This window comes from Caldalkalibacillus uzonensis (assembly GCF_030814135.1).
GTDB classification, from domain to species: domain Bacteria; phylum Bacillota; class Bacilli; order Caldalkalibacillales; family Caldalkalibacillaceae; genus Caldalkalibacillus; species Caldalkalibacillus uzonensis.
Genome location: NZ_JAUSUQ010000014.1, coordinates 57,498 through 77,659 on the forward strand (window position 1 = coordinate 57,498; position 20,162 = coordinate 77,659).

Sequence of the window (20,162 nt, forward strand, 5' to 3'; positions counted from 1 at the left end):
TTGAGCTTGTATGCCCATTTAAACGTTTACATGGGTAAACCCGTATAACCCCGGTGAAAGCGGTGGTTGCTATGTCCTTACATAAAGTATATATTAAAAACGAAGATGATGTGTTACAGGCCGTCACCTTAACCCGGCAACTTGTTAAGTTGCTATCCTTTTCCAAAGTCGATGAGCAAAAAATATTGGTCAGCGTCTCCGAATTGACCCGAAACATACTGGATCATGCCTCTGGGAAAGGCGTGTTTAAATGCGAGCTGACCCAAGATCAAATTCGCATCACTGTCATTGACGACGGGCCGGGGATTGATAATGTCCAAGCCGCACTCAGGGGGAAAAAGCGTGCAGGATCACAAGGATTGGGGCTGGGGTTATCCGGTGTTCAACGCCTTATGGATGAGATGAGTATCGAAACCTCGACAGGAGGAGGTACGAAAATCATTGCCATCAAAAGAAAAAGTTAATCAAAAAGCGTCTGAAGCAAACGAGTCGCTTTCACGCTTAGCTTCCATCGGCCAGATCGCCACTGGTATTGCCCATGAGGTAAAAAACCCCCTGACTGCGGTTAAAGGTTTTTTGCAGCTCTTGCAAAATGAGACAGAGCATAAATATTTACAGATTGCCATGTCACAATTGGATAATGCCTTGGACACATTAAACAACCTCCTGCAAGTTTCCCGACCGGACATACATAACGAACCGTTTGTGCCCATTAACCTGTGTTCGGAACTGGAATCTATTATCTATTTATTCCAAGAACACATGTATCGTGTTGAGTTTGTTAAAAAATTTAAAGATACCCAACAGATGATCCGCGGACGTAAAAATCTGTTGAAGAAGGCATTTTTTAATTTAATTAAAAATGCACTGGAAGCAATCCCTGGGGAAGGAAAAATCACCATTGAACATTATGTGGACCGGCCACATTTATGTATCAAGTTAAGCGACACTGGTGTGGGGATTCCGGAAGAAAAGCTAAAATTACTTGGCACTCCCTTTTTTTCTACCAAGGAAAACGGAACAGGCATGGGCCTGACCCAAGTCTATACAACGCTGTACGACCACGGTGCAACGGTAGAAGTCTCCAGTTCCGTCAACGTCGGTACAACATTTGTGATTAAATTTCCGCTCATCAAAACAAAGGAGGTCACAGTCAAACAGATGGCAAATTTGACCTATACAGCCGGACAAAGCTTAAAGGATTTTATATTGGCCAACAGAATGGAGATTGATAAACTGCTAAACGCCAGTACAGATGCCATTTTTAGTGATATAGAGAGATCAGAACTGGTGGATACGAGCCATTTGAATGACGTTGCCTATCAATTAATCGGCTATATTGATGACGGAGCAGAGCATGAGCTGATCCTGCTAGCGCACAAAATCGGCATGGCTTGGGCCAAAAGTGATATTCCGGCCATTCTGAAATTGGAATGGTTCAGATCTTTCCGGGAAATTTACTGGGATCTGCTCTATCATTATTACAAACATGTTCAACTTGATTTTGAACAACTGTTTAGTCTGGAAAAAAGTACAAACTATCTGATGGATACATTCCTCACCCATTACTTTAACAAATATAATGAATATAAAAACGAACTGTTACGCTCCCAGCGTGAGGTGATTGATGAACTGACTGTTCCGGTCATCCCCCTTTCTGATGATATCGCTATTTTACCCTTGATCGGAACACTTGATACCTACCGAGCCAAAAAAATACAGGAACGGACCCTGGAACGAATCAACCAAGGCCGAATCTCGCATATTATTTTGGACTTGTCAGGAGTCGCTTATATGGATACCGGGGTGGTCCAGCATCTTTTCAAAATGGTGGACGGATTTACCCTCTTGGGATGCCAGACCACAGTAACGGGAATCCGGCCTGAAATTGCCAATACTGTAGTGGAAATGGGCATCGAGATCACCAACAGAGTCAAAACATTCGGTTCTCTTCAACAAGCATTGGAGAAAGAAATAAATTAACGCACCTGGCCGTTGCCGTGTATCACATATTTGGTTGAGGTTAAGGCAGTAAGGCCCATCGGTCCCCGGGCATGAAGCTTTTGAGTGCTGATCCCGATCTCTGCTCCAAAACCAAACTCGAACCCGTCAGTAAACCGGGTTGAGGCATTGTGATAAAGGGCGGCCGCATCCACTTGCTGAAAAAATTTAGCCACATTTTCTTCTGTTTCACTAATGATCGCTTCGGAGTGTTTTGTTCCATAGTGGTTGATATGCTCAATCGCCTGCTCAACATCAGCGACCACTTTCAAGGCTAAAATCAGATCGAGATATTCTTCGTGCCAATCTTGATCGGTGGCTGGCTCCAAATCAGGAACCAGGGCCCGTGCTCTATCATCAGCTCTGACCTGCACCTGCTTCTCTTTCAGAGCAGTCACTAAGTCCGGTAAATGTTCCTTGGCCCAACTCTCGTGAACCAACACTGTTTCCACAGCATTACAAACTGACGGACGCTGGGTTTTGCCGTTGACCACCAGTTGAATGGCCATCGCTGGATTGGCGCTGTCATCAATATACATATGGCAGTTGCCCACCCCTGTTTCGATCACGGGTACAGAGGCTTGCTCGATCACAGACTGAATCAGCTTGGCCCCGCCACGGGGAATCAGCACATCCAGATAGCTGTTCAGGCGAAACATGTGGCTGGCTGTCTTGCGGCTGGTGTCCTCCAACAACTGAACGGCCCCAGATGGACAATCACACTGCTGTAATGCTTGATGAATAACCTGCACCAATGCTTTATTAGAATGAAGCGCTGACGAACTGCCTCTTAACAGCACGGCATTTCCCGTTTTTAAACACAGTGTGGCTGCATCAACGGTCACATTGGGTCTGGCCTCATAAATCATGCCGATCACACCAAGTGGAACCCGCACCTGCTCGATCAGCAGGCCATTGGGCCTCTCCCAGGTGTCAACCACCTCACCAACCGGATCAGGCAAAGCGGCCACTTGCCGAATCCCTGCGGCCATGTCCTCTATCCGCTGCTCCGTCAATTGCAAGCGGTCCAACAGGGCCTGGCTTAACCCGTTTGCTTGACCCGCCTTAATGTCTTTGGCATTCTCCTCCAGAATGAAAGCGGAAGCTTTAACCAAACATTCTGCTATCCGTTCCAAGGCCTCATTTTTTTGTTCAGTTGTCAAACTGGCCATCTGTTGTGCTGCTGTTTTCAGCTCTTTCGCTTTGCGCATCAACTCACTCATCTTCCGATCCTCTCCTTTCCTAAGCTCACCCAGTTATCACGATGAATCACTTCTTCTGTGCCCCGCCGGGTCCACTGCATGGCCTCTCTGCTTGATTTTCCTTTGATTTGTTGAAGTTCAGAGGAGGTATAATTAACCACCCCCTTGCCAATACGTTCACCCTTATGGTTAAGCACCTCCACCACCTCTCCCGCCTGGAAGTTGCCCTGCACCTGGGTGATGCCGGCTGGCAATAAACTTTTTCCCCGCTCAAGTAAGGCTGTTGCCGCTCCCTGATCCACCGTAATCGCCCCTTTAACAGCAGAGTGAAAAGCAATCCATTGCTGCCGGTTTTTCAGCCCGCTGAGGGAGGAGGAGCCGATATAAGTGCCGTTGCCTTTCCCCTTGATAACGTCCAGTAATTTGTCCTCCCCTTCTCCCTTGCCGATAAATACCTGGGCTCCTACCGATAAGGCCATCTGGGCTGCCTCAAGTTTGGAGCGCATGCCTCCGGTGCCGACTTTAGATCCTGGCTCTCCGGCCAGGGTTAACAGATCAGCGGTAATCTCAGGCAAAAAGGTATACTTTTTGGCCTTGTCACTCCGGCGGGGGTCAGCATCATACAAACCGTCAATATCTGTTAAGATAATCAGCCAGTCGGCATGAATCAATCCGCTGACCAGTGCGGAAAGCATATCGTTATCCCCAAACGTCAGTTCATCCACGGCCACGGAGTCATTCTCATTGATGATGGGCAAGGCCTCCCGGGCCAGCAGTTCGGTCAATGTCCTATAAGCATTGTTGTACCGTTCCCGGTCAGCAAAATCATAGCGCGTTAACAAAAGCTGGGCGGTGACAATGCCGTGTTTGGCAAAGGCGCGGGTATAACCTTGCATCAGTAATCCTTGGCCCACAGCCGCTGCTGCTTGTTTGCCCTTAATCGTGACCGGTCTGGTGGGATAGCCCAGCAGGGTAAAACCTGCTGCTACCGCCCCTGAAGAAATTAAAATCACTTCATATCCTGTCTGTTTTAATCTGGCCAGCGCCTGCACATGCTCATTCAGTTTTTGTTCACATAAGCCACCATTGGCAGTGGTCAATGAGCTGCTGCCGATTTTAACCACGATCCGTTCCGTTCCCATTTACCCATCCCTCTTTTGGCCTTGGTCGCTTAAACAAAAAAGTCCTTCTGTCCAACAAAAGGACGGAAGGACCGCGGTACCACCTTTTTTGACACCTTGCTCAGCACAGAAGGTTTGACAGCAACAAACCACTGTGCAAGGAAACAAGATGTCCACTCTTGCCCCTATCGCGGGCCAACGGTTGGGTTCATTCCCCAACGGCTCCAGGGTGGGTTCAATGGCTTTGGTAATGATGAAACCTTCCAGCCTGTGGGTTTCACTCTCTGTCACTTCAAAGCCATTTACTGGCCCCTTCACCGCCACGTTAAGATGTGTTGAATTATTAAACTATTATCCTAAGAATTGAGGTACTTGTCAATACTCATCAATCCCTGAGACGGTCCACATCCAATTTCGTCACCCGGGTATAATTGCCCCGTTTAATGTCTTCAGGTGATGCCTCTTCTTCCAATTCGTCCATTTCCATACTTGGAGCAATTGTTGGTCCTTCCTCCTGAGCCTTCCGGTCTCGATGCTTACCTGCTTTGTTCATTCTGCCTAACCTCCGTTTCTTGATATGTATGACAACTTTACATACCCCGGCTTTGTTAGTTTATCACTGTGATCCCGATTCCTTCCCGAAAGATCTTTCCAGTTTTTTATGCACAAACATGGCTGCTAACGATTAATTTTTCTTCTCTCTATTCAATTTCATGTTAAAATTCTGTTCATTTTCATGTTAAAATAAGGCTTAAAACACCATTTGAAAGGAGGATGCCGGACTATGCCCATCAATATTCCTGATAACTTGCCGGCCAAAGAGACGCTGTTAAATGAAAATATATTTGTTATGGGAGAAAACCGGGCCTACCACCAGGATATCCGGCCTTTAAACATCCTTATCCTTAACCTGATGCCTGAAAAAGAAAAAACGGAAACACAGCTTCTGCGCCTCTTGGGCAATACCCCCTTGCAGGTCAATATCACGCTGTTACGTCCGATCACACATAACTCCAAGACCACCTCCCAAACCCATCTGGAGCAGTTCTACACCACATTTGATAAAGTAGAAGCCCGCAAATTTGACGGGCTTATCATTACTGGTGCACCAGTGGAACATCTGGCCTTTTCTGATGTCAATTATTGGAATGAATTACAAACCATTATGGATTGGTCCAAAACCAATGTCACCTCTACCCTGCACATTTGCTGGGGGGCACAGGCAGGCTTATTCCATCATTTTGGAATTCCCAAACACCCGCTTCCGCGGAAGCTGTTCGGTGTTTTTACCCATCACACCCTTAAGGAGGGCGTGACGTTATTGCGCGGATTTGATGAACAGTTTCTGGTGCCCCATTCCCGTTACACCGAAACGCGTTTGGAAGATGTGCAACAGGTGTCTGAGCTGGACGTCTTAGCCGTTTCAGACGAGGCAGGTGTCTACCTGGTGGCCACCAAAGACGGCAGACAGATTTTTGTCACTGGCCATCCGGAATATGATGCTTTAACCTTGGATAACGAATATCGCCGTGATTTGGCAAAAGGACTGACGATTCACCTGCCACAGCATTATTATCCGAACGATGACCCCGAGCGCACACCTGCCAACAGGTGGCGTTCACATGCCCACTTATTGTTCGCCAATTGGCTCAATTACTACGTCTACCAAGAAACACCCTATGATTGGTTCTAACGTGCAAAAAAAAGCTGCCGGGACACAGGGCCCGGCAGGTTCGGTGTTTAGACACCAACAATGTTGATTTGATCGTTACAGTGTGGCAATAGCGGCAAGTCTTTTAATCCAACCATCAAACTCGATTCAGATACTGCTCACCTCCTTTCATTAGTTAATCTATTCAAAGGATGCTGCGGTGGTCTAGGTTAATAGAGTAGGAACGTGTCGATTTTTATAAAAAGTTTCTTAGATTTGAATTCCCAAGTGGAATTCACCAAGGCATTTCCTGCTCTCACCTCCTTTCGTTACTATACTTTATGTCGGCAGCAGGATTTTGCTTGTACACCAAACTAGAACAATCATTTATTTTTTTCCCTATAAACCTATTTATCAGTTTTAAAATCTCAAAAAAATAGGTTTAATGCTAGTCATATACAAGCTAAATACCATATTGTGTGGACAAGAATCCCCCGGCAATTGCCGTTTTTTATCTAAATGTTACGCTGGTGCACAAATCAGGGGCTGCCTCAGTGATATCTGAGACAGCCCCTGTACTTACGAGTTGGCGGAGCCTTTTTTTCTTTCATCAAATCAACCTTGTTAGTGTCTAACTTTTTGGGGAGAGAACAAACACCCCAATTTTGGATATGCACAAATCCTCAGCCCCGAACCAACTCTTGCTCCTATTCTATGTCAAATGGCTATAAACGGCTACAAAATTGGGCAGATCAACCATATGGTATTTAAACAGCATAAAATAACCCTGCTGGAAGGACCCAGCAGGGTTTGTATTAGACACGAACAACCAGATGAAATCCATCACTAGCAAGCGATCATTTGTTCTTGTTTCGCTCATAGACATTGATACAATAATATAAATCATTTTAAATCAATCGCTTGTCTATAGCAAATTCAATAGATGATACATAAAAATAAAGTACAAGTTAATACAACTGCTAAGCAAGGAGGTGGCGAAAAATGTCAATTCATGGTATCTATCTTCGTGATAAAGTTGGAAAATGTGTTGCTGTCAATGGTGGTGGTCCGGAGGCTCGATCAGGGCTATTACTAGATGTACAAAGAGATTATTTGGCTTTGAATACCAAAGAAGAAGGGGTGATCTATTATAACTTAAAGCATATTAAAAGTCTTACAGTAATTAAACAAAGTATTTGTGACAAGTTAGATACAGTAACACCACCATTTATTAAGGAGTTTAATTTTACCAGACTTCTGTTTAGATTAATCAATCAAACCATTCAAATTAATCGTGGAGGACCTGATAAATTAATCGGTCTACTTACTGATGTTACTTCTTCTCACCTGACTGTAGTAGTTGGTGGAGAAAATATCACAGTACCCATATTTCATATAAAAAATGTTAGTGTTGTAGTTCCCAAAAAAGTAGAAAAAGATATCAAAAAAGAAAAAAAAGATATTATAAAGAAAAAGAAAACTAAGAAATCTATGAAATTTAAAAAATGAAGATAAATATGGAATTAAGCAGGGGTCTCTATCCTTTTGTGAAAGGTACCCCAGGTTTGCTCAAATGCATCTAGCTCTTCGAGAGCAGCTCCTTCCGTTGCCAATTTGTAAATGGCTTAAGATCGGCCGTGATCTACTTGATCTCTTTATAAGACACATTACGGATGAAATTGCAATTTGATGGATGTGTCAACACTGCCTATAGCGGCCGATTTTGCCATTCTTCAATATCTTCATTACCGTGACATTGGAAAAAGGAGGGGTAGAATGATTAGTTTTTTACTCATTTTAATTGCAGGTGTTCCCTTCTATTTATTACTCAACCCCCCTCAATTATCCCCAGCAAAAAAACCTGCTCCGTTGACCATTAATGAGATGTACCACTTGAATATTTCATATGTAGAATCAGGTGAATCTAAATGAGTTTTGAAACTATTTTTACAATTATAATCTTTGGATTTACCGTATTTTTCCTTGTATGGAGGCCCCGTGGGATGAATGAAGCACTCCCAACTTCTATTGGGGCCGCTTTAATTATAATGGCAGGTATCGTTACATTAGCGGATACTGTAGAAATACTCAATATTATTAGTGGAGCCGCCATTACCATCATTGCTACTATTATCATGTCACTTGTTCTCGACAGTATTGGCTTCTTTCGCTGGACAGCTGTCAATATCATAAAAAAAGCGAATGGTTCAGGTGTTTTACTTTATTGGTACATTTGTTTGCTCTGTTTTTTAATGACCCTGTTTTTTAATAACGATGGAAGCATCCTAATCACCACACCTATCATTATTCAGATCGTCACCATATTGAATTTAAAACCGCATCAAAAAATGCCCTATTTATTTGCCGGTGTTTTGGTTGCCACTACAAGCAGCAGTCCAATTGCAGTTAGTAATTTAGCTAATCTCATTGCATTGAGAATTGTGGGGTTGGATATCAATGCTTATGTCGCATTAATGTTCGTTCCAACCATCATCGGAATCACTGTTCTTACTTTACTGCTTTATCTATTTTTCAAAAAGGATATCCCCAAGAAGATCCTCGCTTTGCCGGACTCCGATCATATATCCATACAGCTGAATTCAATGTATGGTATGGACCATTCCAAAAAACATAACACACTGGTCGTTGATAAATTTCATCATCCTTTAAAGAAAGATCCGAATTATCTGCCAGAAATTAACTGGTCGTTGTTCCGTATCTGTATCACGATTGTGATATTTACGAGAGCAAGTTTCTTTCTTGGATCAAGCTTTGGAATTCCATTAGAATGGATCGCTATGTTCGGCGCTTTTCTTTTAATACTAGTCAGATGGTATAGAAACGGTACCGGAGCTATAGATGTGCTTAAAAAGACCCCTTGGTACATCCTTATTTTTGCCTTCAGTATTTATGTGATCGTACACGCCTTGCATAAAATTGGGCTCACCTTTGTACTGGTAACTTATTTCGAAGGGCTTATTTCAATGAGTCATTTTCATGCCATTTTTGTTACCGGTATTTTAGTTGCGATCCTCTCAAATATCTTCAACAATATACCTGCCGTCATGATTGGTACGCTTTCACTTATGGAAATGGGTCTTGATACTCACACGATGCACTTAGCCTATCTTGCTAACATTATCGGCAGTGATATTGGTGCGCTTATTTCACCGATGGGAACATTAGCCACTCTGCTATGGATATACATTCTGAGGTTGAATAAGATTCCCATTACATGGGGGAAATATTTCAGGGTCGCCATTTGTGTTATTCCACTTTCGTTGCTCGTATGCTTATTAGGTTTATATTTGTGGAGTCGATTATTTATCTGAGGTGAAAACGATATGAAAACTCTTAATTCCTACGTTGGAAAAATTGTAGATTTAGAAGTTTCCGGAAAGTTATTTTACACCGGTTTTCTTGTTGATGTTGGAGATGATATTATCGTCCTTAACACTGGAGAAAAATTTCTGTATTTACCATTCATCCACATACACAATATTAAACTGAGTAAAACCGAAGAAAGCGAGATAGAGGACTCAACCGCTTCATCTGCACACATTGATACTGAGGCAGATGAAGTCACTTACCGGAAATTATTAGAAAATGCCAGGGAGTTATTTTTAGAAATATATATAACAGAAAACCATACAATACATGGTTATCTTATAAATATTATGGATGATTATTTTGTATTTTATTCACCGGTCTATCATACCATGTTTATATCCCTTGATCATCTTAAATATTTTACGCCGTACAATCCAGGTTTAACTCCTTACTCTGTAGGCATCGAGCACTTTCCCGTTAAACCATTCAATGGCAGTCTTGCTCATAATTTTGAACAACAATTAAAGCTATTGGAGGGGAAATTTATTCTACTTGATTTAGGTCAAAATCCAAATAAAATAGGATTCTTTAAAAAATTGGAATGTAATACCATACAACTTACGACAGCTAACAGAGAAACGTTTCATTGGAATATCCGCCATATAAAAACAGTGCATTTACCTTAAAAGAGCCTTTTCAGAAATCCAAGTCTGTGTAGGGATATGCCCCAGAGATGTGGAGTCCTCCTTGTGGTATAGATTAAGGGGCAGTAGCTGCTGATACCTCGTATCATACCAGGAGGGCTTTTTTCTGGTGCAAACCTCGTGCATAATAATGGTAAAAATATTATATCGTACGGAGGACATATATGTTTATCCTAAAAAATATTCGTTATAAAGACATTCTTCATATCAAGTCCTTACATATTCCTCCCCGGCGCATCACCTGTATTATCGGCGAGAGTGGGAGCGGAAAAACAACCTTGTTCAAACTGCTCAACCACATGATCAGCCCAGACGAGGGGGAGATTGAATATAAAGGTCAGTCCGTCGAGGATATGGATCCTATACAGCTACGGCGGCAAGTCATTATGGTACCGCAGGAGCCCGTTGTCTTTGGTGAGACAGTCAAGGACGATTTACTGGCAGGCTTGCGTTTTGCAGAGCAACCTGAGGTGGATGACAAACAGCTCAAAGCAATATTGGCTGTGGTCAATCTGCACAAGGATTTAGCTGACAGTGTTCAGTATTTGTCAGGGGGAGAAAAGCAGCGGCTTGCTTTGGCCCGTGCCTTATTAATCAATCCCGATGTTTATTTGTTGGATGAACCCACATCTGCGCTCGATGAACAAACGGAGGAGACGGTGATGGAACGGATCATCGGCCATATCAAAAAACAGGACAAAACATTGGTCATCATTACCCATTCCTCATTTGTTGCCAATCAGTACGGAGAATATGTATTGAAACTAAAAGACGGAGATTTAAGCGTCATAAAGGGGTGAGACGTGTGGATGCTTTAACATTGGGTTTTTGGCAAGTGGCAGCGGCTTATATTTTTGTTTTAATCGTGGTCCTGATTTTCAAATTTAAAAACATTAATAAAGAAAAAGAGCTGCTCATCTCGGTCATCCGCATGACCCTGCAGCTGATTTTGGTGGGGTATATTCTTACCTTTATCTTTGAAGAACAGAACATGATCTATACGATTTTGTCTTTGGCGGTGATGCAGACTTTCGCCATTCATAATATTTTTCAGCGTGTTCAGTGCCCTTTAACCCCCAAGATGAAAGGGTTGATTGCCCTCTCCATGACCACCGGCACCTTGGTCAGTCTGTTTTACTTTATTCTCGTGGTCGTTAAGGTGTCCCCCTGGTATGAACCCCGTTACTTCATTCCGCTGGCGGGAATGATGATCGGCAACGCCATGACCGGCATTACACTAGGGGTAGACCGGCTAGTAGAAGGGATGAAATCTGAACAGCAACGGATAGAAGCAGCCCTTATGCTAGGAGCAACTCCTCAACTGGCCACCGATCCCATTGTTAAACATGCGTTTCATTCGGCCATTCTGCCCACCATTAATTCAATGGTAGGCATGGGCATCGTCTTTTTGCCCGGGATGATGACGGGGCAAATTCTAGCCGGTGCTTCCCCGCTCACAGCTGTACAATATCAAATTGCCATCATGCTGGGGGTGACCGGCAGCGTGGCGTTAACTGTGATCCTATTTGTTCAAATGGGATATAAAACGTTTTTTAATGCGCGTGTCCAACTGCTCCGTCAGGACAGCGAAAGTTGACGGATCGTAAAGCTCAATCCCCCCTTGTCTTCCTCTTCCGGTAGAGCCGGGTGGTGAGCATATAACCTGGAAGTCCCAGCACTGCGACAATGATCAGATAAGGGATGAGCGTAACCAGTAATACAAATCCCCGCTGAGCCAGCCTCCCAATGTTATGCACCGATTGCTTTAATCCTGCCCAGGCTTCGTGCCAAACGGATTTGTTATCTTGTGCGCCCAGGTATTCCTTTTCCTCTACTTGCCTTATATCCAGTGTGACCCGTACAGTGGATGTAACACGGTCTAGGTACTGTTGCCGGCCCTGGATGGTTTCAATTTGTTCCCTGATCCGTGACAACTCCTTCTCCAGTTTTAACATATCCTCGATTGTTTCAGCCTGATCATATAAGCTTAACAAACGTTCTTCATGCTTGGTCAGGTTGCGCAAGCGGGATTCATTATCCACATATTCCACGGTCACATCCTGCCCATGAACCGAACGGCGAAGCACATTGCCGTAGGTTTCTATCTCTTGCAATAAAGAAACCGCTTGCCCCACCGGCAACCGCAAAATCACATGAGCATGATATTCTGCCTGGCGATGAGGCGTCTCCACCTCCCATTGTTCGACACTTTCAATATATGCCCCGGATATCCTGTTGACAAGTTTTTCGACTCGCTCCAGTGTCTGGTCCAAATCTTGCACATCCAGATGGAGATACTGCTCACGGATAATTTTACGCTCTGGGTCTCCATCCATACTTCCCGCCTCTGCTTCTGCCGCCTCTTCTTCCCTGATGGCTGATGAGCGCTCAATGGCCGTATCGGCGCTCTCTGCTTGGCCCTCATGGGTGATCCATTTTGCATCGCCGGCCTCACCCGCCATATCCCCGGATGAAGCAGAACAACCGCTGATCATGACCAGTAAAGCCATCACCAATGAACAATACCAGGTATGCATTCTTTTTTTAACCAAAATAGTTTCCCCCTTATTGATCACATGCCATTTATCTGCATAGACGGGTAAAGGACATCAAATGTTGCACAGAATGGAAAGAAAGAGTTCCAGCTCTATCACTTCCCACCGTTTAAAAAAGAAACGGCCCTCTCTTAAAGCTTGAGGCCGTCAGACTTCTTTTTGAGCAACGGATAATAGCCTGCTTTATCCAATTCTTCCGCAATCACTTCATATCCCTTGGCGTTGGGGTGCAGGCGGTCAATCCACAACACTTGGCCTTCCCTACCTTTAAAGGCCTTATAGACTGGGATCACCTTGACAGTCGGCTGCTCTTCAAACCGTTTTAACTCCTGATTAAATTTTTTTATCCATTTTTCTGCCACTTTCAAGTGCGGGTACGGATTGTAGATCTCAAGTAACCGGATGATATAACCCTGTTTCTGATCTTTTTTCAAGGTACTGATCATGGTCATAATATGGGACATGTTTCTTCTAAATTCTTTGAGAGCTTGCTGCAAGACTGTTTCATGACAGGTTTTTAAAAAAGGCTTTGAGGCCTTGCGCAAGTCATTGCCACCGACACTGAGAGTGATAAGATGCGCGCGTTGAAGGTCGTGTTGTAGTTGGGCATTTGACATGATGTGCCGAATATCCGTTGATGTCGCCCCGTTTTTGGCATAACTTTTGAGCTGAATATTCCGTTTCAAAGCATGTTCAGCCTTTTTCTTATACTGCTGAACAAAACCGGGCTTAAAGAGCGTGCCGATGCCCACTGTTAATGAGTCCCCCAAGGCCACATACAAGAGAGGGTGACGCTGGTCTTCTCTCACTTGAGATGCCCCTGTCTCCTTTCTGCTTTTTTCGGGTGGACTATGATTGTTATATTCAACAAACTGACAGATTGACTCATAAAATGGTGAAGATGGGAGCAGGGACATCTCTGCAGCAAAACAACGCACCCTTAGGCCGGCCGATACTTATCAGCTGCACACGTTCGCTATGACCTTCGCTCTTCCTCTGAAGTCTGAATCGCCCTTGCTTTTGGCAGCCGCCACTTATAAAAAACTGAAACCATACGCAAGACCACAACGATCACAAATAAAAAATAGGTAGTCCAAGGCGGAATAACCCACCCCATCCCAACAATAAAGCCGGCCAGGGCCGCCCACAGGGCATAAATTTCGTCTCTGAACACCAGCGGCTTCCGCCCAACCAAGACATCACGGATAATGCCTCCCCCTGTTCCGGTTAACGTGGCGGCCACAATGACAGCGGCCAAGGAATGCCCGGCCTGGCTGGCCAGCATAGCCCCCTGGATGGCAAAGGCAGACAGACCAATTGCATCAAAAAAGTGGCCCCAGCGGTTCCAAGGTTTGATAATCAACTGGGGGAGCACCATCAACAAACTGACCACGACAAAAACAATAATAAACAACATTTGCTGTTCCCACAACAATGAAACGGGAAGACCAAGCAACACATTGCGTACCGCTCCCCCGCCGAACGCCGTGACAAAGCTGAGCACATACACACCCAAAAGATCATACTCTTCACGCATGGCCACAATCGCTCCACTGATCGCAAAAGCCATGGTTCCGATCACGTTAAGCACTTCCCAAGTCAAGTTGACCACTCTCTTTCTAGCCGCTCCTTCATCATTTTAATTTGTGGCCAAGGGTAAATACACCGAAAAAGTTGTCCCCTCATTTATTGTGCTGGACACATTGACCGTCCCTTTATGATTCTCAATGATACTATAACTCACCGCAAGTCCCAAACCTGTTCCCTTTTCTTTCGTTGTGAAAAAGGGCTGCCCCAGTTTATTCAATATCTCATTTGGAATACCGCATCCATGGTCAGTAAAACGAATGGCCACCTTATCCTCTTCTTGCTCAATCTTAATCAAAAGCTTACCGCCTTGGGGCATGGCATCGATGCCGTTTTTGATTAAATTAATAAATACTTGTTTAATCTGATTATGGTCACAATAAATATGTAAATTGGTCTCAGTAAACTGAGTCATGATTTGCACATTTTTCATGATGGCCTCAGTTTCAAGCAGCGTTACCACCTGTTTTATCAGCCCCTGGACCTCATGGAGCTCAAATTTAAAGTGATGAGGCTTGGCCAGTAATAACAGTTCTTGTACAATTGTTTCTATTCTACTCAACTCATCATGCATTACATCTATATATTCTTGTTTAAATTGATGCCCAGCTTGCATCAACTTCAAAAATCCTTTTATGCACGTTAAGGGATTGCGTATTTCATGGGCGATACCTGCCGCCAGCTGGCCTGCCAGCGAAAGTTTTTCGGACTTGCGCATCAGCTCCTCTGCCTTAACCCGCTCGGTAAGATCCTGACTAGTTCCGATCATGCGCACCGGTTCTCCCTGCTCATCAAAATAAACTTCTCCGATAGCGTGTATAAATATCTCCTGTTTGTCAGGATGCTGAATTCTAAAAACGGCATTATAGGGCTTTCGATGTAATAATGATTCGTTAACCAATTGCTGTACAAGGGCACGATCTTCAGGATGAACGAAGCGAATAAATTTTTCATAGGTATCTATATCCCCTGGATTTACGCCCATCATTTTACATAATTCATTTGAACAGAACAAGAAGTTTTCCTTAATATTCCACTCCCAACTTCCCAAACGGGCTATTATTTGAGCCAGAGCCAGCCTTGTCTCACTTTTGCGCAATTTTTCTTCTGACAGTTTCCGTTCCGTTATATCTTTGGCAATCCCATACACGCCGATGATCTCATTGTTAACAAATATTGGGAGATTTGTCACATTGACGATGATGCGTTTACCGTCCTTACTGATCGCAGTGACATCGTAATTTTGGGGGTTCCCTTGAACTGCCAGTTGGAAATGACGTTTAGTGCGCGCCAAGTCTTCAGGGTCAAATAATGGTTCAAAATTCATTTGCAATGCTTCCGATACAAAATAGCCAAACAGCTTGACAAAACTTTGATTAACCGACATGAAATTGCCTTGAAGATCAACGGAATAAACAGCATCCGGATGATATTCGAACAGGGACTTATAGTGTTCCTTGCTTTCGTCTAACTCTCTTTTATTAATGGTAATATCTCGGAAATGAACGGAAAGTCCGCAATTTGAGGGATAAGCACGTACATCAAACCACCGATCCAGTGGAGGGTAGTATTCTTGAAACTTGACGGTCATTTTTTCAGTCATGGCTCTATGGTATTGCTCATGAAACGACAAACCAACGGCGGGGAATTCATCCCAAACGCATTTACCAATTAGATCCTCCCTCTTTTTTAATAAAATCCTTGCCGCTTCTCTATTCACGTAGGTAAAACGCCAGTTATGATCCAAGGAAAAAAAAGCATCCGGGAGATGATCGAGCAGCCCAGTAACCTCTTCGATACCTTTGGCCCCAGTTGGATTGTCCCATTTTTCCTTGTTCATGTTGCGCCCCCTTATTTGGTTGTAATATCTTTTTATAATACCTTAATTTTCAGATTAAAATCACAATGTTTCCTGCTTCACGAACACTCCCCTTTATATTAAGCTTTATGTACCAGGCCTTTTTACGTGAAACATGTGCTTTTATCTAAAAAGGAAAACGGAATCTTCTTCGACAACAACTCCTGTCTTTACGACGGATGCATAAACTCCAAACTTGTTTTGTCTTTGTCTTTGACAAACCACCGTTGCCAAGAGAGAGGGGTCCCTGGTTCCATCGTTCAATCAACAAGTTTGGCCGGAAACGGTGAATATCAACCTTTTGCCCCCATACATCAATCGTTGATAGTCAGTACAACGGGTTAAATCTCGTTTGTAACAGGCTCTTAATTTGTCAGTTAAACGTAAACCGACTGTCAGTCATGTTGTTACCATCATTATACTCTTCACATGGAATACACGAAGTGACAAATATCACAGTTCACGAAATTGCCCTAGTTTCTGACCTCCTCCGCTTCCTCCTTCAACCAGATTTCACTTCAATCCAAGTGATAAGAAGAAAAGATGGCCTCAATGACCATCTGTGCCTGTCATGTGATTAGACTGTTGCCCTTTTCCAGTCAGGATCAAATAAGCCCGTTGAACTTTTCCTCATCTGTTGGCTGGGGGACGTGTGCCAAAGGATAATCAAGGCCCAAAGCTTTCCATTTATAAACGCCCAGCCGATGATAAGGGAGTAGTTCTATTTTTTGTACATTGGGCAATGTCTTGATAAATCGACCCAGGCGGTCCAAATCATGCTGATCATCCGTATAACCCGGCACAAGCACATGCCGGATTCAAACCGGTATTTCTTTCTCAGCCAGATAACAGGCAAATTGTAATATGAGGCCATTGGACCGTCCGGTGAAACAAAAAGAAGAATGCCGGGCAACCGCACGACCGACATTCTTTACTTTGGCACGGCTATTATTCCGCTGATTGATGTTTTTTGCGTATCTGCAACAGGTGATTGACACTGTCTGCTTCCCTGTCTTCCACAACATGTTTAAGGGCAGCCATTTTATTATCCCAAAAACGTTCGTAATAAGACAGCCAGCGCTTGAGTTCCAACAAAGGGTCAGGCTGAAGTTTGTACCGCGTCTCCCGCCCAACTTTGTGCTTCTGCACAAGTCCCGCTTCCCACAGGATGCGCAGGTGCTTCGACACTGCAGTCCGGCTTATTGGAAAGTTTCTGCTTATATCGGTAACAGGCAATTCTTTGTCTGCCAGCAGTCTGAGCAGCTTGCGCCGGGTAGGATCGGCAATGGCCTGAAACACATCATGTTTGGGCCGCGCTCCCATGTTACTAGTCAACCACCTTGCGCAGTTCTTGTAATACGATGGATTCCCAACCATTGTCCATTCTGTCTCGGACCACTGCCTGTTTTTCTCCTGTTCCGGGCATCTCTTCCTCCGGCGCTCCCCACCCGGAATGAATCAGTGTAAACTGGGTTTTTCCTCCTACATCCTTCAGTTCAAAGCTCACTTGCCACAATTCCCCCCATGAAAAAGAGAGCCGGTGAGGCGGTTCTAGTTCCAACACTTTACACGGCGTGGGACCGTAAGGGGTTCGCAAAGTGAACTCATATCCGGGCTGGAGGTTTTGATTTATCCCGTAATATCCCGTTTGTTGTAACCGATAAATCCACTGGCGATCAACACAAGTGCGATCACGGTCAGCATGACAACCGGAGTGAAGGCCATCTCTTCTACAGGCAGCTGCGGAATGTGACTGAAAGGCGTGACATTCACCATCCAATCCGGAAATTGGAACAGCCCGCCCAAGTAGACAACCATAAAGGAGTAAATCAAATACAGCCAAGTGAAACCGGAAAACTGCGGCGCTACCCCTATAAGCAGAACGGCAATGCCAATCATCACCCACATCGCCGGCAAATAAACCAATGCCGCTTGCATAAACGTCCCAAACGGAATGCTATCCATGACTGCCGTTGCCGCAACACCCATTCCCGCCGCTGCCAGGGACAGCATGAGCAGGCCACCGACAAGGGCAATGATGAAGTAGCTTCCCAACAGCCGTGTGCGAGAGACCGCCCGTCCTATCAAATGCTCTGTCCGGTTGTTTTTCTCTTCCCCTTTCAATTTAAACACGAACATCAGTGCTGGAATGGTACAGAATAAGGATATCACCGACATCAACATGGCTACAAATTGTTCAGTTAAGGGCATGCCTTCGACCGGGTTCAAAAACTCTTGCATTAATTCATTATCTGCAAAAAATGCTTCCGTATCACCCAGTACAGAACCATACGACGCACCTAATATAAATAAACCAATCCCCCAGGCAATCATCCCTGTTCGCTGAAGCCTTAACGCCAAACCCAAGGGCGTTTGCAGAAATGGCGAGGCATGTTTTCGACCGGGTTTCGAGGGCAGAAATCCCGCTTCCAAATCACGTCTGGCATTTAAATAAAAGGCCAGAATGGCAAATACGAGCGCTGTGCCAATCATTAAAAAGATGGGCCACCAGACATTATTGACATAGACCTCGGTGCCATGAACCCAGCCAAACGGTGATAACCAGGACAGCGTCTCGTTGCTCACATCACCAATGGCCCGGAGCAAATAGGCCAAACCGAGGGCAGCAAACGACAGGCCCAGCGTGCCGCGCGAACTTTCAGACAGCTGGGCAAAAAAGGCGGTCACAGCTGCAAAGAAAATGCCAATGGCACCTAAGGCCGCACCGTATAATAATGAACCCTCCAGATCCATGCTGTCTATATTCAACAGATATAAACCAAAGCCATGCATCAAGGCCAACAGCACATTAACCCCGCATATAACTAAAATTGCGGCTGCCAAATGAGACAGACGTCCCGTCGGCAGTGACCGAATCAATTCAATACGGCCTTGTTCTTCGTCCGCACGCGTATGGCGCGTGACGAGTAAAATATTCATAATCCCCACGATCACAGCAGTAAACACCAACATTTGGTGCGCCATCATGGCCCCTAATGTATAATGGTCTAAGCCATAGCCGGGGCCGACCATTGCGGTCATTGCCGGATTAATCATCACTTCAGCAAGCGCTTGGCGTTCTGCTTGGGTAGGATATAAATGAGTAAATGCTGTTGCAGTGGCCACTGTCACTGTCGTTAAAGCGAGCAGCCATACTGGGATACGAATCCGGTCCCGCCGGATGATAAACCGAGACAGTCTTTCCGTATTGGCAAATAAGTGTTTGGACATTAGGATGCACCTCCCGCTCCTGTCCGTTCCACATGCGCCTCTCCTTCGTAATAGCGCATAAATAAATCTTCCAGCGTTGGCGGCGCACTTTCTAATCTGATCACGCCAAACTGGCTCACATATTTGATGATATTGTCCAATTCCTCAGTATCCACTTGGAACCTGACTGTCTGGCCTTCCACCACAATATCATGGACACCTTTTAACTCACCCAGAGACGCTAAGGGCTGCTTCGTCTCCACAAGCAAATGGGTGCGCGTCAAGTGGCGGAGTTCGCTTAACGCACCTGACTCAATGATTTTTCCTTTGCGGATAATGCCCACCTTATCACATAATTTTTCAACCTCGGACAAAATGTGACTGGACAAGAGCACACTTTTGCCTTCTCTTTTCACATCCAGCACACATTCCTGAAACACTCTTTCCATCAGCGGATCCAGACCCGATGTGGGCTCATCCAAAATATACAAGTCTGCATCCGCTGCAAAGGCCGCAACCAAAGCCACTTTCTGCCGGTTCCCTTTCGAGTACGTATGACATTTCTTGGATGGATCCAAGTTGAATTTTTCAATGAGCTCCTCCCGGCGGCTCTTGTTATTCGTTCCCCTTAACTTGACAAATAAATCGATCACCTCGCCCCCTGTCAGATTGGGCCATAGATTGACGTCCCCCGGTACATAGGCCACGCGTTTATGAATGTCAACCGCATCTTGCCAAACATCCTTGCCAAAAATTTTCGCTTCTCCCCCATCCGCTTTAAGCATTCCCAGCAGTATGCGGATCGTTGTCGATTTTCCCGCTCCGTTGGGCCCGATAAAGCCGTATATTTCCCCTTCATTCACTTCCAAGTCCACACCATCCAAGGCAGTAATATGACCAAACCTCTTTGTTAAGCGACGGGCTTCTAAGATGGCCATAGAGT

The 20,162-nt window shown here is 44.7% G+C and carries 22 protein-coding genes and 1 pseudogene; 9 read left to right on the forward strand and 14 right to left on the reverse strand.

The window, feature by feature from the left end; genetic code table 11:
* The first annotated feature begins 71 nt into the window (after window positions 1–71).
* Both J2S00_RS16205 and J2S00_RS16210 read left to right on the forward strand, forming a co-directional pair.
* Entirely contained in the window at window positions 72–464 is a 393-nt protein-coding gene (locus tag J2S00_RS16205) for an ATP-binding protein (RefSeq protein WP_307342178.1), read from the forward strand.
* Window positions 442–1,983, forward strand: coding sequence for an ATP-binding protein (locus J2S00_RS16210; protein ID WP_307342181.1), 1,542 nt, complete (start codon window positions 442–444; stop codon window positions 1,981–1,983). The genes J2S00_RS16205 and J2S00_RS16210 overlap by 23 nt, the downstream gene beginning before the upstream one ends.
* Here J2S00_RS16210 and J2S00_RS16215 read toward each other — a convergent pair.
* From J2S00_RS16215 to J2S00_RS16230, 4 genes are all read right to left on the reverse strand, one after another.
* Entirely contained in the window at window positions 1,980–3,224 is a 1,245-nt protein-coding gene (locus J2S00_RS16215; protein WP_307342184.1) for a glutamate-5-semialdehyde dehydrogenase, read from the reverse strand. The genes J2S00_RS16210 and J2S00_RS16215 overlap by 4 nt on opposite strands.
* Window positions 3,221–4,345 carry a glutamate 5-kinase gene (gene proB, locus J2S00_RS16220; RefSeq protein WP_307342187.1) on the reverse strand — a complete coding sequence of 375 codons (1,125 nt, stop codon included), beginning with the start codon at window positions 4,343–4,345 and terminating at the stop codon, window positions 3,221–3,223. The genes J2S00_RS16215 and proB overlap by 4 nt, the downstream gene beginning before the upstream one ends.
* The gene (locus J2S00_RS16225) at window positions 4,346–4,648 is read right to left on the reverse strand and encodes a hypothetical protein (protein WP_307342190.1); all 303 of its coding nucleotides are present in this window, start codon (window positions 4,646–4,648) and stop codon (window positions 4,346–4,348) included.
* Between the two features lie 61 nt (window positions 4,649–4,709).
* The gene (locus J2S00_RS16230; protein WP_307342192.1) at window positions 4,710–4,877 is read right to left on the reverse strand and encodes a hypothetical protein; all 168 of its coding nucleotides are present in this window, start codon (window positions 4,875–4,877) and stop codon (window positions 4,710–4,712) included.
* A gap of 231 nt (window positions 4,878–5,108) precedes the next feature.
* Here J2S00_RS16230 and metA point away from each other — a divergent pair, with 231 nt between their 5' ends.
* Both metA and J2S00_RS16240 read left to right on the forward strand, forming a co-directional pair.
* On the forward strand, window positions 5,109–6,017 hold the full coding sequence (metA, locus tag J2S00_RS16235) for a homoserine O-acetyltransferase MetA (protein ID WP_307342195.1): 909 nt from the start codon (window positions 5,109–5,111) through the stop codon (window positions 6,015–6,017).
* 960 nt (window positions 6,018–6,977) lie between these two features.
* The gene (locus J2S00_RS16240; RefSeq protein ID WP_307342198.1) at window positions 6,978–7,484 is read left to right on the forward strand and encodes a hypothetical protein; all 507 of its coding nucleotides are present in this window, start codon (window positions 6,978–6,980) and stop codon (window positions 7,482–7,484) included.
* A 47-nt stretch (window positions 7,485–7,531) separates the two neighbouring features.
* On the opposite strand, the pseudogene J2S00_RS20045 reads toward J2S00_RS16240, so the two are convergent.
* Window positions 7,532–7,656: pseudogene (locus J2S00_RS20045) on the reverse strand (IS256 family transposase); the annotation flags it as partial.
* A 95-nt stretch (window positions 7,657–7,751) separates the two neighbouring features.
* Between J2S00_RS20045 and J2S00_RS16245 the strand changes: the two are divergent.
* The 5 genes from J2S00_RS16245 to J2S00_RS16265 all read left to right on the forward strand — a co-directional run bounded on the left by J2S00_RS16245 (window position 7,752) and on the right by J2S00_RS16265 (window position 11,606).
* Window positions 7,752–7,907 carry a hypothetical protein gene (locus J2S00_RS16245; protein ID WP_307342203.1) on the forward strand — a complete coding sequence of 52 codons (156 nt, stop codon included), beginning with the start codon at window positions 7,752–7,754 and terminating at the stop codon, window positions 7,905–7,907.
* On the forward strand, window positions 7,904–9,307 hold the full coding sequence (locus J2S00_RS16250; protein WP_307342205.1) for an arsenic transporter: 1,404 nt from the start codon (window positions 7,904–7,906) through the stop codon (window positions 9,305–9,307). The genes J2S00_RS16245 and J2S00_RS16250 overlap by 4 nt, the downstream gene beginning before the upstream one ends.
* Before the next feature lie 12 nt (window positions 9,308–9,319).
* Window positions 9,320–9,991 (forward strand): YwrJ family protein, encoded by a 672-nt coding sequence (locus J2S00_RS16255; RefSeq protein ID WP_307342208.1) that lies wholly within the window; start codon window positions 9,320–9,322, stop codon window positions 9,989–9,991.
* A 182-nt stretch (window positions 9,992–10,173) separates the two neighbouring features.
* On the forward strand, window positions 10,174–10,809 hold the full coding sequence (locus tag J2S00_RS16260; RefSeq protein WP_307342211.1) for an ABC transporter ATP-binding protein: 636 nt from the start codon (window positions 10,174–10,176) through the stop codon (window positions 10,807–10,809).
* A gap of 5 nt (window positions 10,810–10,814) precedes the next feature.
* Window positions 10,815–11,606, forward strand: coding sequence for an ABC transporter permease (locus J2S00_RS16265; RefSeq protein ID WP_307342214.1), 792 nt, complete (start codon window positions 10,815–10,817; stop codon window positions 11,604–11,606).
* Between the two features lie 13 nt (window positions 11,607–11,619).
* On the opposite strand, the gene J2S00_RS16270 is transcribed toward J2S00_RS16265, so the two are convergent.
* The 9 genes from J2S00_RS16270 to J2S00_RS16310 form a co-directional block, all read right to left on the reverse strand.
* Window positions 11,620–12,561 carry a DUF4349 domain-containing protein gene (locus tag J2S00_RS16270; RefSeq protein ID WP_188624189.1) on the reverse strand — a complete coding sequence of 314 codons (942 nt, stop codon included), beginning with the start codon at window positions 12,559–12,561 and terminating at the stop codon, window positions 11,620–11,622.
* 134 nt (window positions 12,562–12,695) lie between these two features.
* The gene (locus J2S00_RS16275; protein WP_307342219.1) at window positions 12,696–13,373 is read right to left on the reverse strand and encodes a GDSL-type esterase/lipase family protein; all 678 of its coding nucleotides are present in this window, start codon (window positions 13,371–13,373) and stop codon (window positions 12,696–12,698) included.
* Window positions 13,374–13,540: 167 nt separating this feature from the next.
* On the reverse strand, window positions 13,541–14,167 hold the full coding sequence (locus J2S00_RS16280; RefSeq protein WP_307342222.1) for a trimeric intracellular cation channel family protein: 627 nt from the start codon (window positions 14,165–14,167) through the stop codon (window positions 13,541–13,543).
* A 36-nt stretch (window positions 14,168–14,203) separates the two neighbouring features.
* Window positions 14,204–15,991 carry a PAS domain S-box protein gene (locus J2S00_RS16285; RefSeq protein WP_307342224.1) on the reverse strand — a complete coding sequence of 596 codons (1,788 nt, stop codon included), beginning with the start codon at window positions 15,989–15,991 and terminating at the stop codon, window positions 14,204–14,206.
* Between the two features lie 623 nt (window positions 15,992–16,614).
* Window positions 16,615–16,812: a pyruvate formate-lyase-activating protein gene (locus tag J2S00_RS19925; RefSeq protein ID WP_370875892.1), complete on the reverse strand. Its 198-nt coding sequence runs from the start codon at window positions 16,810–16,812 to the stop codon at window positions 16,615–16,617.
* A 145-nt stretch (window positions 16,813–16,957) separates the two neighbouring features.
* Entirely contained in the window at window positions 16,958–17,332 is a 375-nt protein-coding gene (locus J2S00_RS16295; protein WP_307342228.1) for an ArsR/SmtB family transcription factor, read from the reverse strand.
* Between the two features lie 4 nt (window positions 17,333–17,336).
* Entirely contained in the window at window positions 17,337–17,675 is a 339-nt protein-coding gene (locus J2S00_RS16300; protein ID WP_370875893.1) for an SRPBCC family protein, read from the reverse strand.
* On the reverse strand, window positions 17,639–19,240 hold the full coding sequence (locus tag J2S00_RS16305; protein ID WP_307342231.1) for an ABC transporter permease: 1,602 nt from the start codon (window positions 19,238–19,240) through the stop codon (window positions 17,639–17,641). The genes J2S00_RS16300 and J2S00_RS16305 overlap by 37 nt, the downstream gene beginning before the upstream one ends.
* Entirely contained in the window at window positions 19,240–20,157 is a 918-nt protein-coding gene (locus tag J2S00_RS16310) for an ABC transporter ATP-binding protein (RefSeq protein ID WP_307342233.1), read from the reverse strand. Before J2S00_RS16310 ends, J2S00_RS16305 begins: the two co-directional genes overlap by 1 nt.
* Window positions 20,158–20,162: the final 5 nt, after the last annotated feature.

What these genes read in the sequence shown, in the direction of transcription:
- proB (WP_307342187.1), bottom strand. Translation starts at nt 4,345, where the DNA reads ATGGGAACGGAACGGATCGTGGTTAAAATCGGCAGCAGCTCATTGACC.
- J2S00_RS16230 (WP_307342192.1), bottom strand. Translation starts at nt 4,877, where the DNA reads ATGAACAAAGCAGGTAAGCATCGAGACCGGAAGGCTCAGGAGGAAGGA.
- J2S00_RS16205 (WP_307342178.1), top strand. Translation starts at nt 72, where the DNA reads ATGTCCTTACATAAAGTATATATTAAAAACGAAGATGATGTGTTACAG.
- J2S00_RS16255 (WP_307342208.1), top strand. Translation starts at nt 9,320, where the DNA reads ATGAAAACTCTTAATTCCTACGTTGGAAAAATTGTAGATTTAGAAGTT.
- J2S00_RS16240 (WP_307342198.1), top strand. Translation starts at nt 6,978, where the DNA reads ATGTCAATTCATGGTATCTATCTTCGTGATAAAGTTGGAAAATGTGTT.
- J2S00_RS16215 (WP_307342184.1), bottom strand. Translation starts at nt 3,224, where the DNA reads ATGAGTGAGTTGATGCGCAAAGCGAAAGAGCTGAAAACAGCAGCACAA.
- J2S00_RS16295 (WP_307342228.1), bottom strand. Translation starts at nt 17,332, where the DNA reads ATGGGAGCGCGGCCCAAACATGATGTGTTTCAGGCCATTGCCGATCCT.
- J2S00_RS16285 (WP_307342224.1), bottom strand. Translation starts at nt 15,991, where the DNA reads ATGAACAAGGAAAAATGGGACAATCCAACTGGGGCCAAAGGTATCGAA.
- J2S00_RS16310 (WP_307342233.1), bottom strand. Translation starts at nt 20,157, where the DNA reads ATGGCCATCTTAGAAGCCCGTCGCTTAACAAAGAGGTTTGGTCATATT.
- J2S00_RS16245 (WP_307342203.1), top strand. Translation starts at nt 7,752, where the DNA reads ATGATTAGTTTTTTACTCATTTTAATTGCAGGTGTTCCCTTCTATTTA.
- metA (WP_307342195.1), top strand. Translation starts at nt 5,109, where the DNA reads ATGCCCATCAATATTCCTGATAACTTGCCGGCCAAAGAGACGCTGTTA.
- J2S00_RS16250 (WP_307342205.1), top strand. Translation starts at nt 7,904, where the DNA reads ATGAGTTTTGAAACTATTTTTACAATTATAATCTTTGGATTTACCGTA.
- J2S00_RS16305 (WP_307342231.1), bottom strand. Translation starts at nt 19,240, where the DNA reads ATGTCCAAACACTTATTTGCCAATACGGAAAGACTGTCTCGGTTTATC.
- J2S00_RS16260 (WP_307342211.1), top strand. Translation starts at nt 10,174, where the DNA reads ATGTTTATCCTAAAAAATATTCGTTATAAAGACATTCTTCATATCAAG.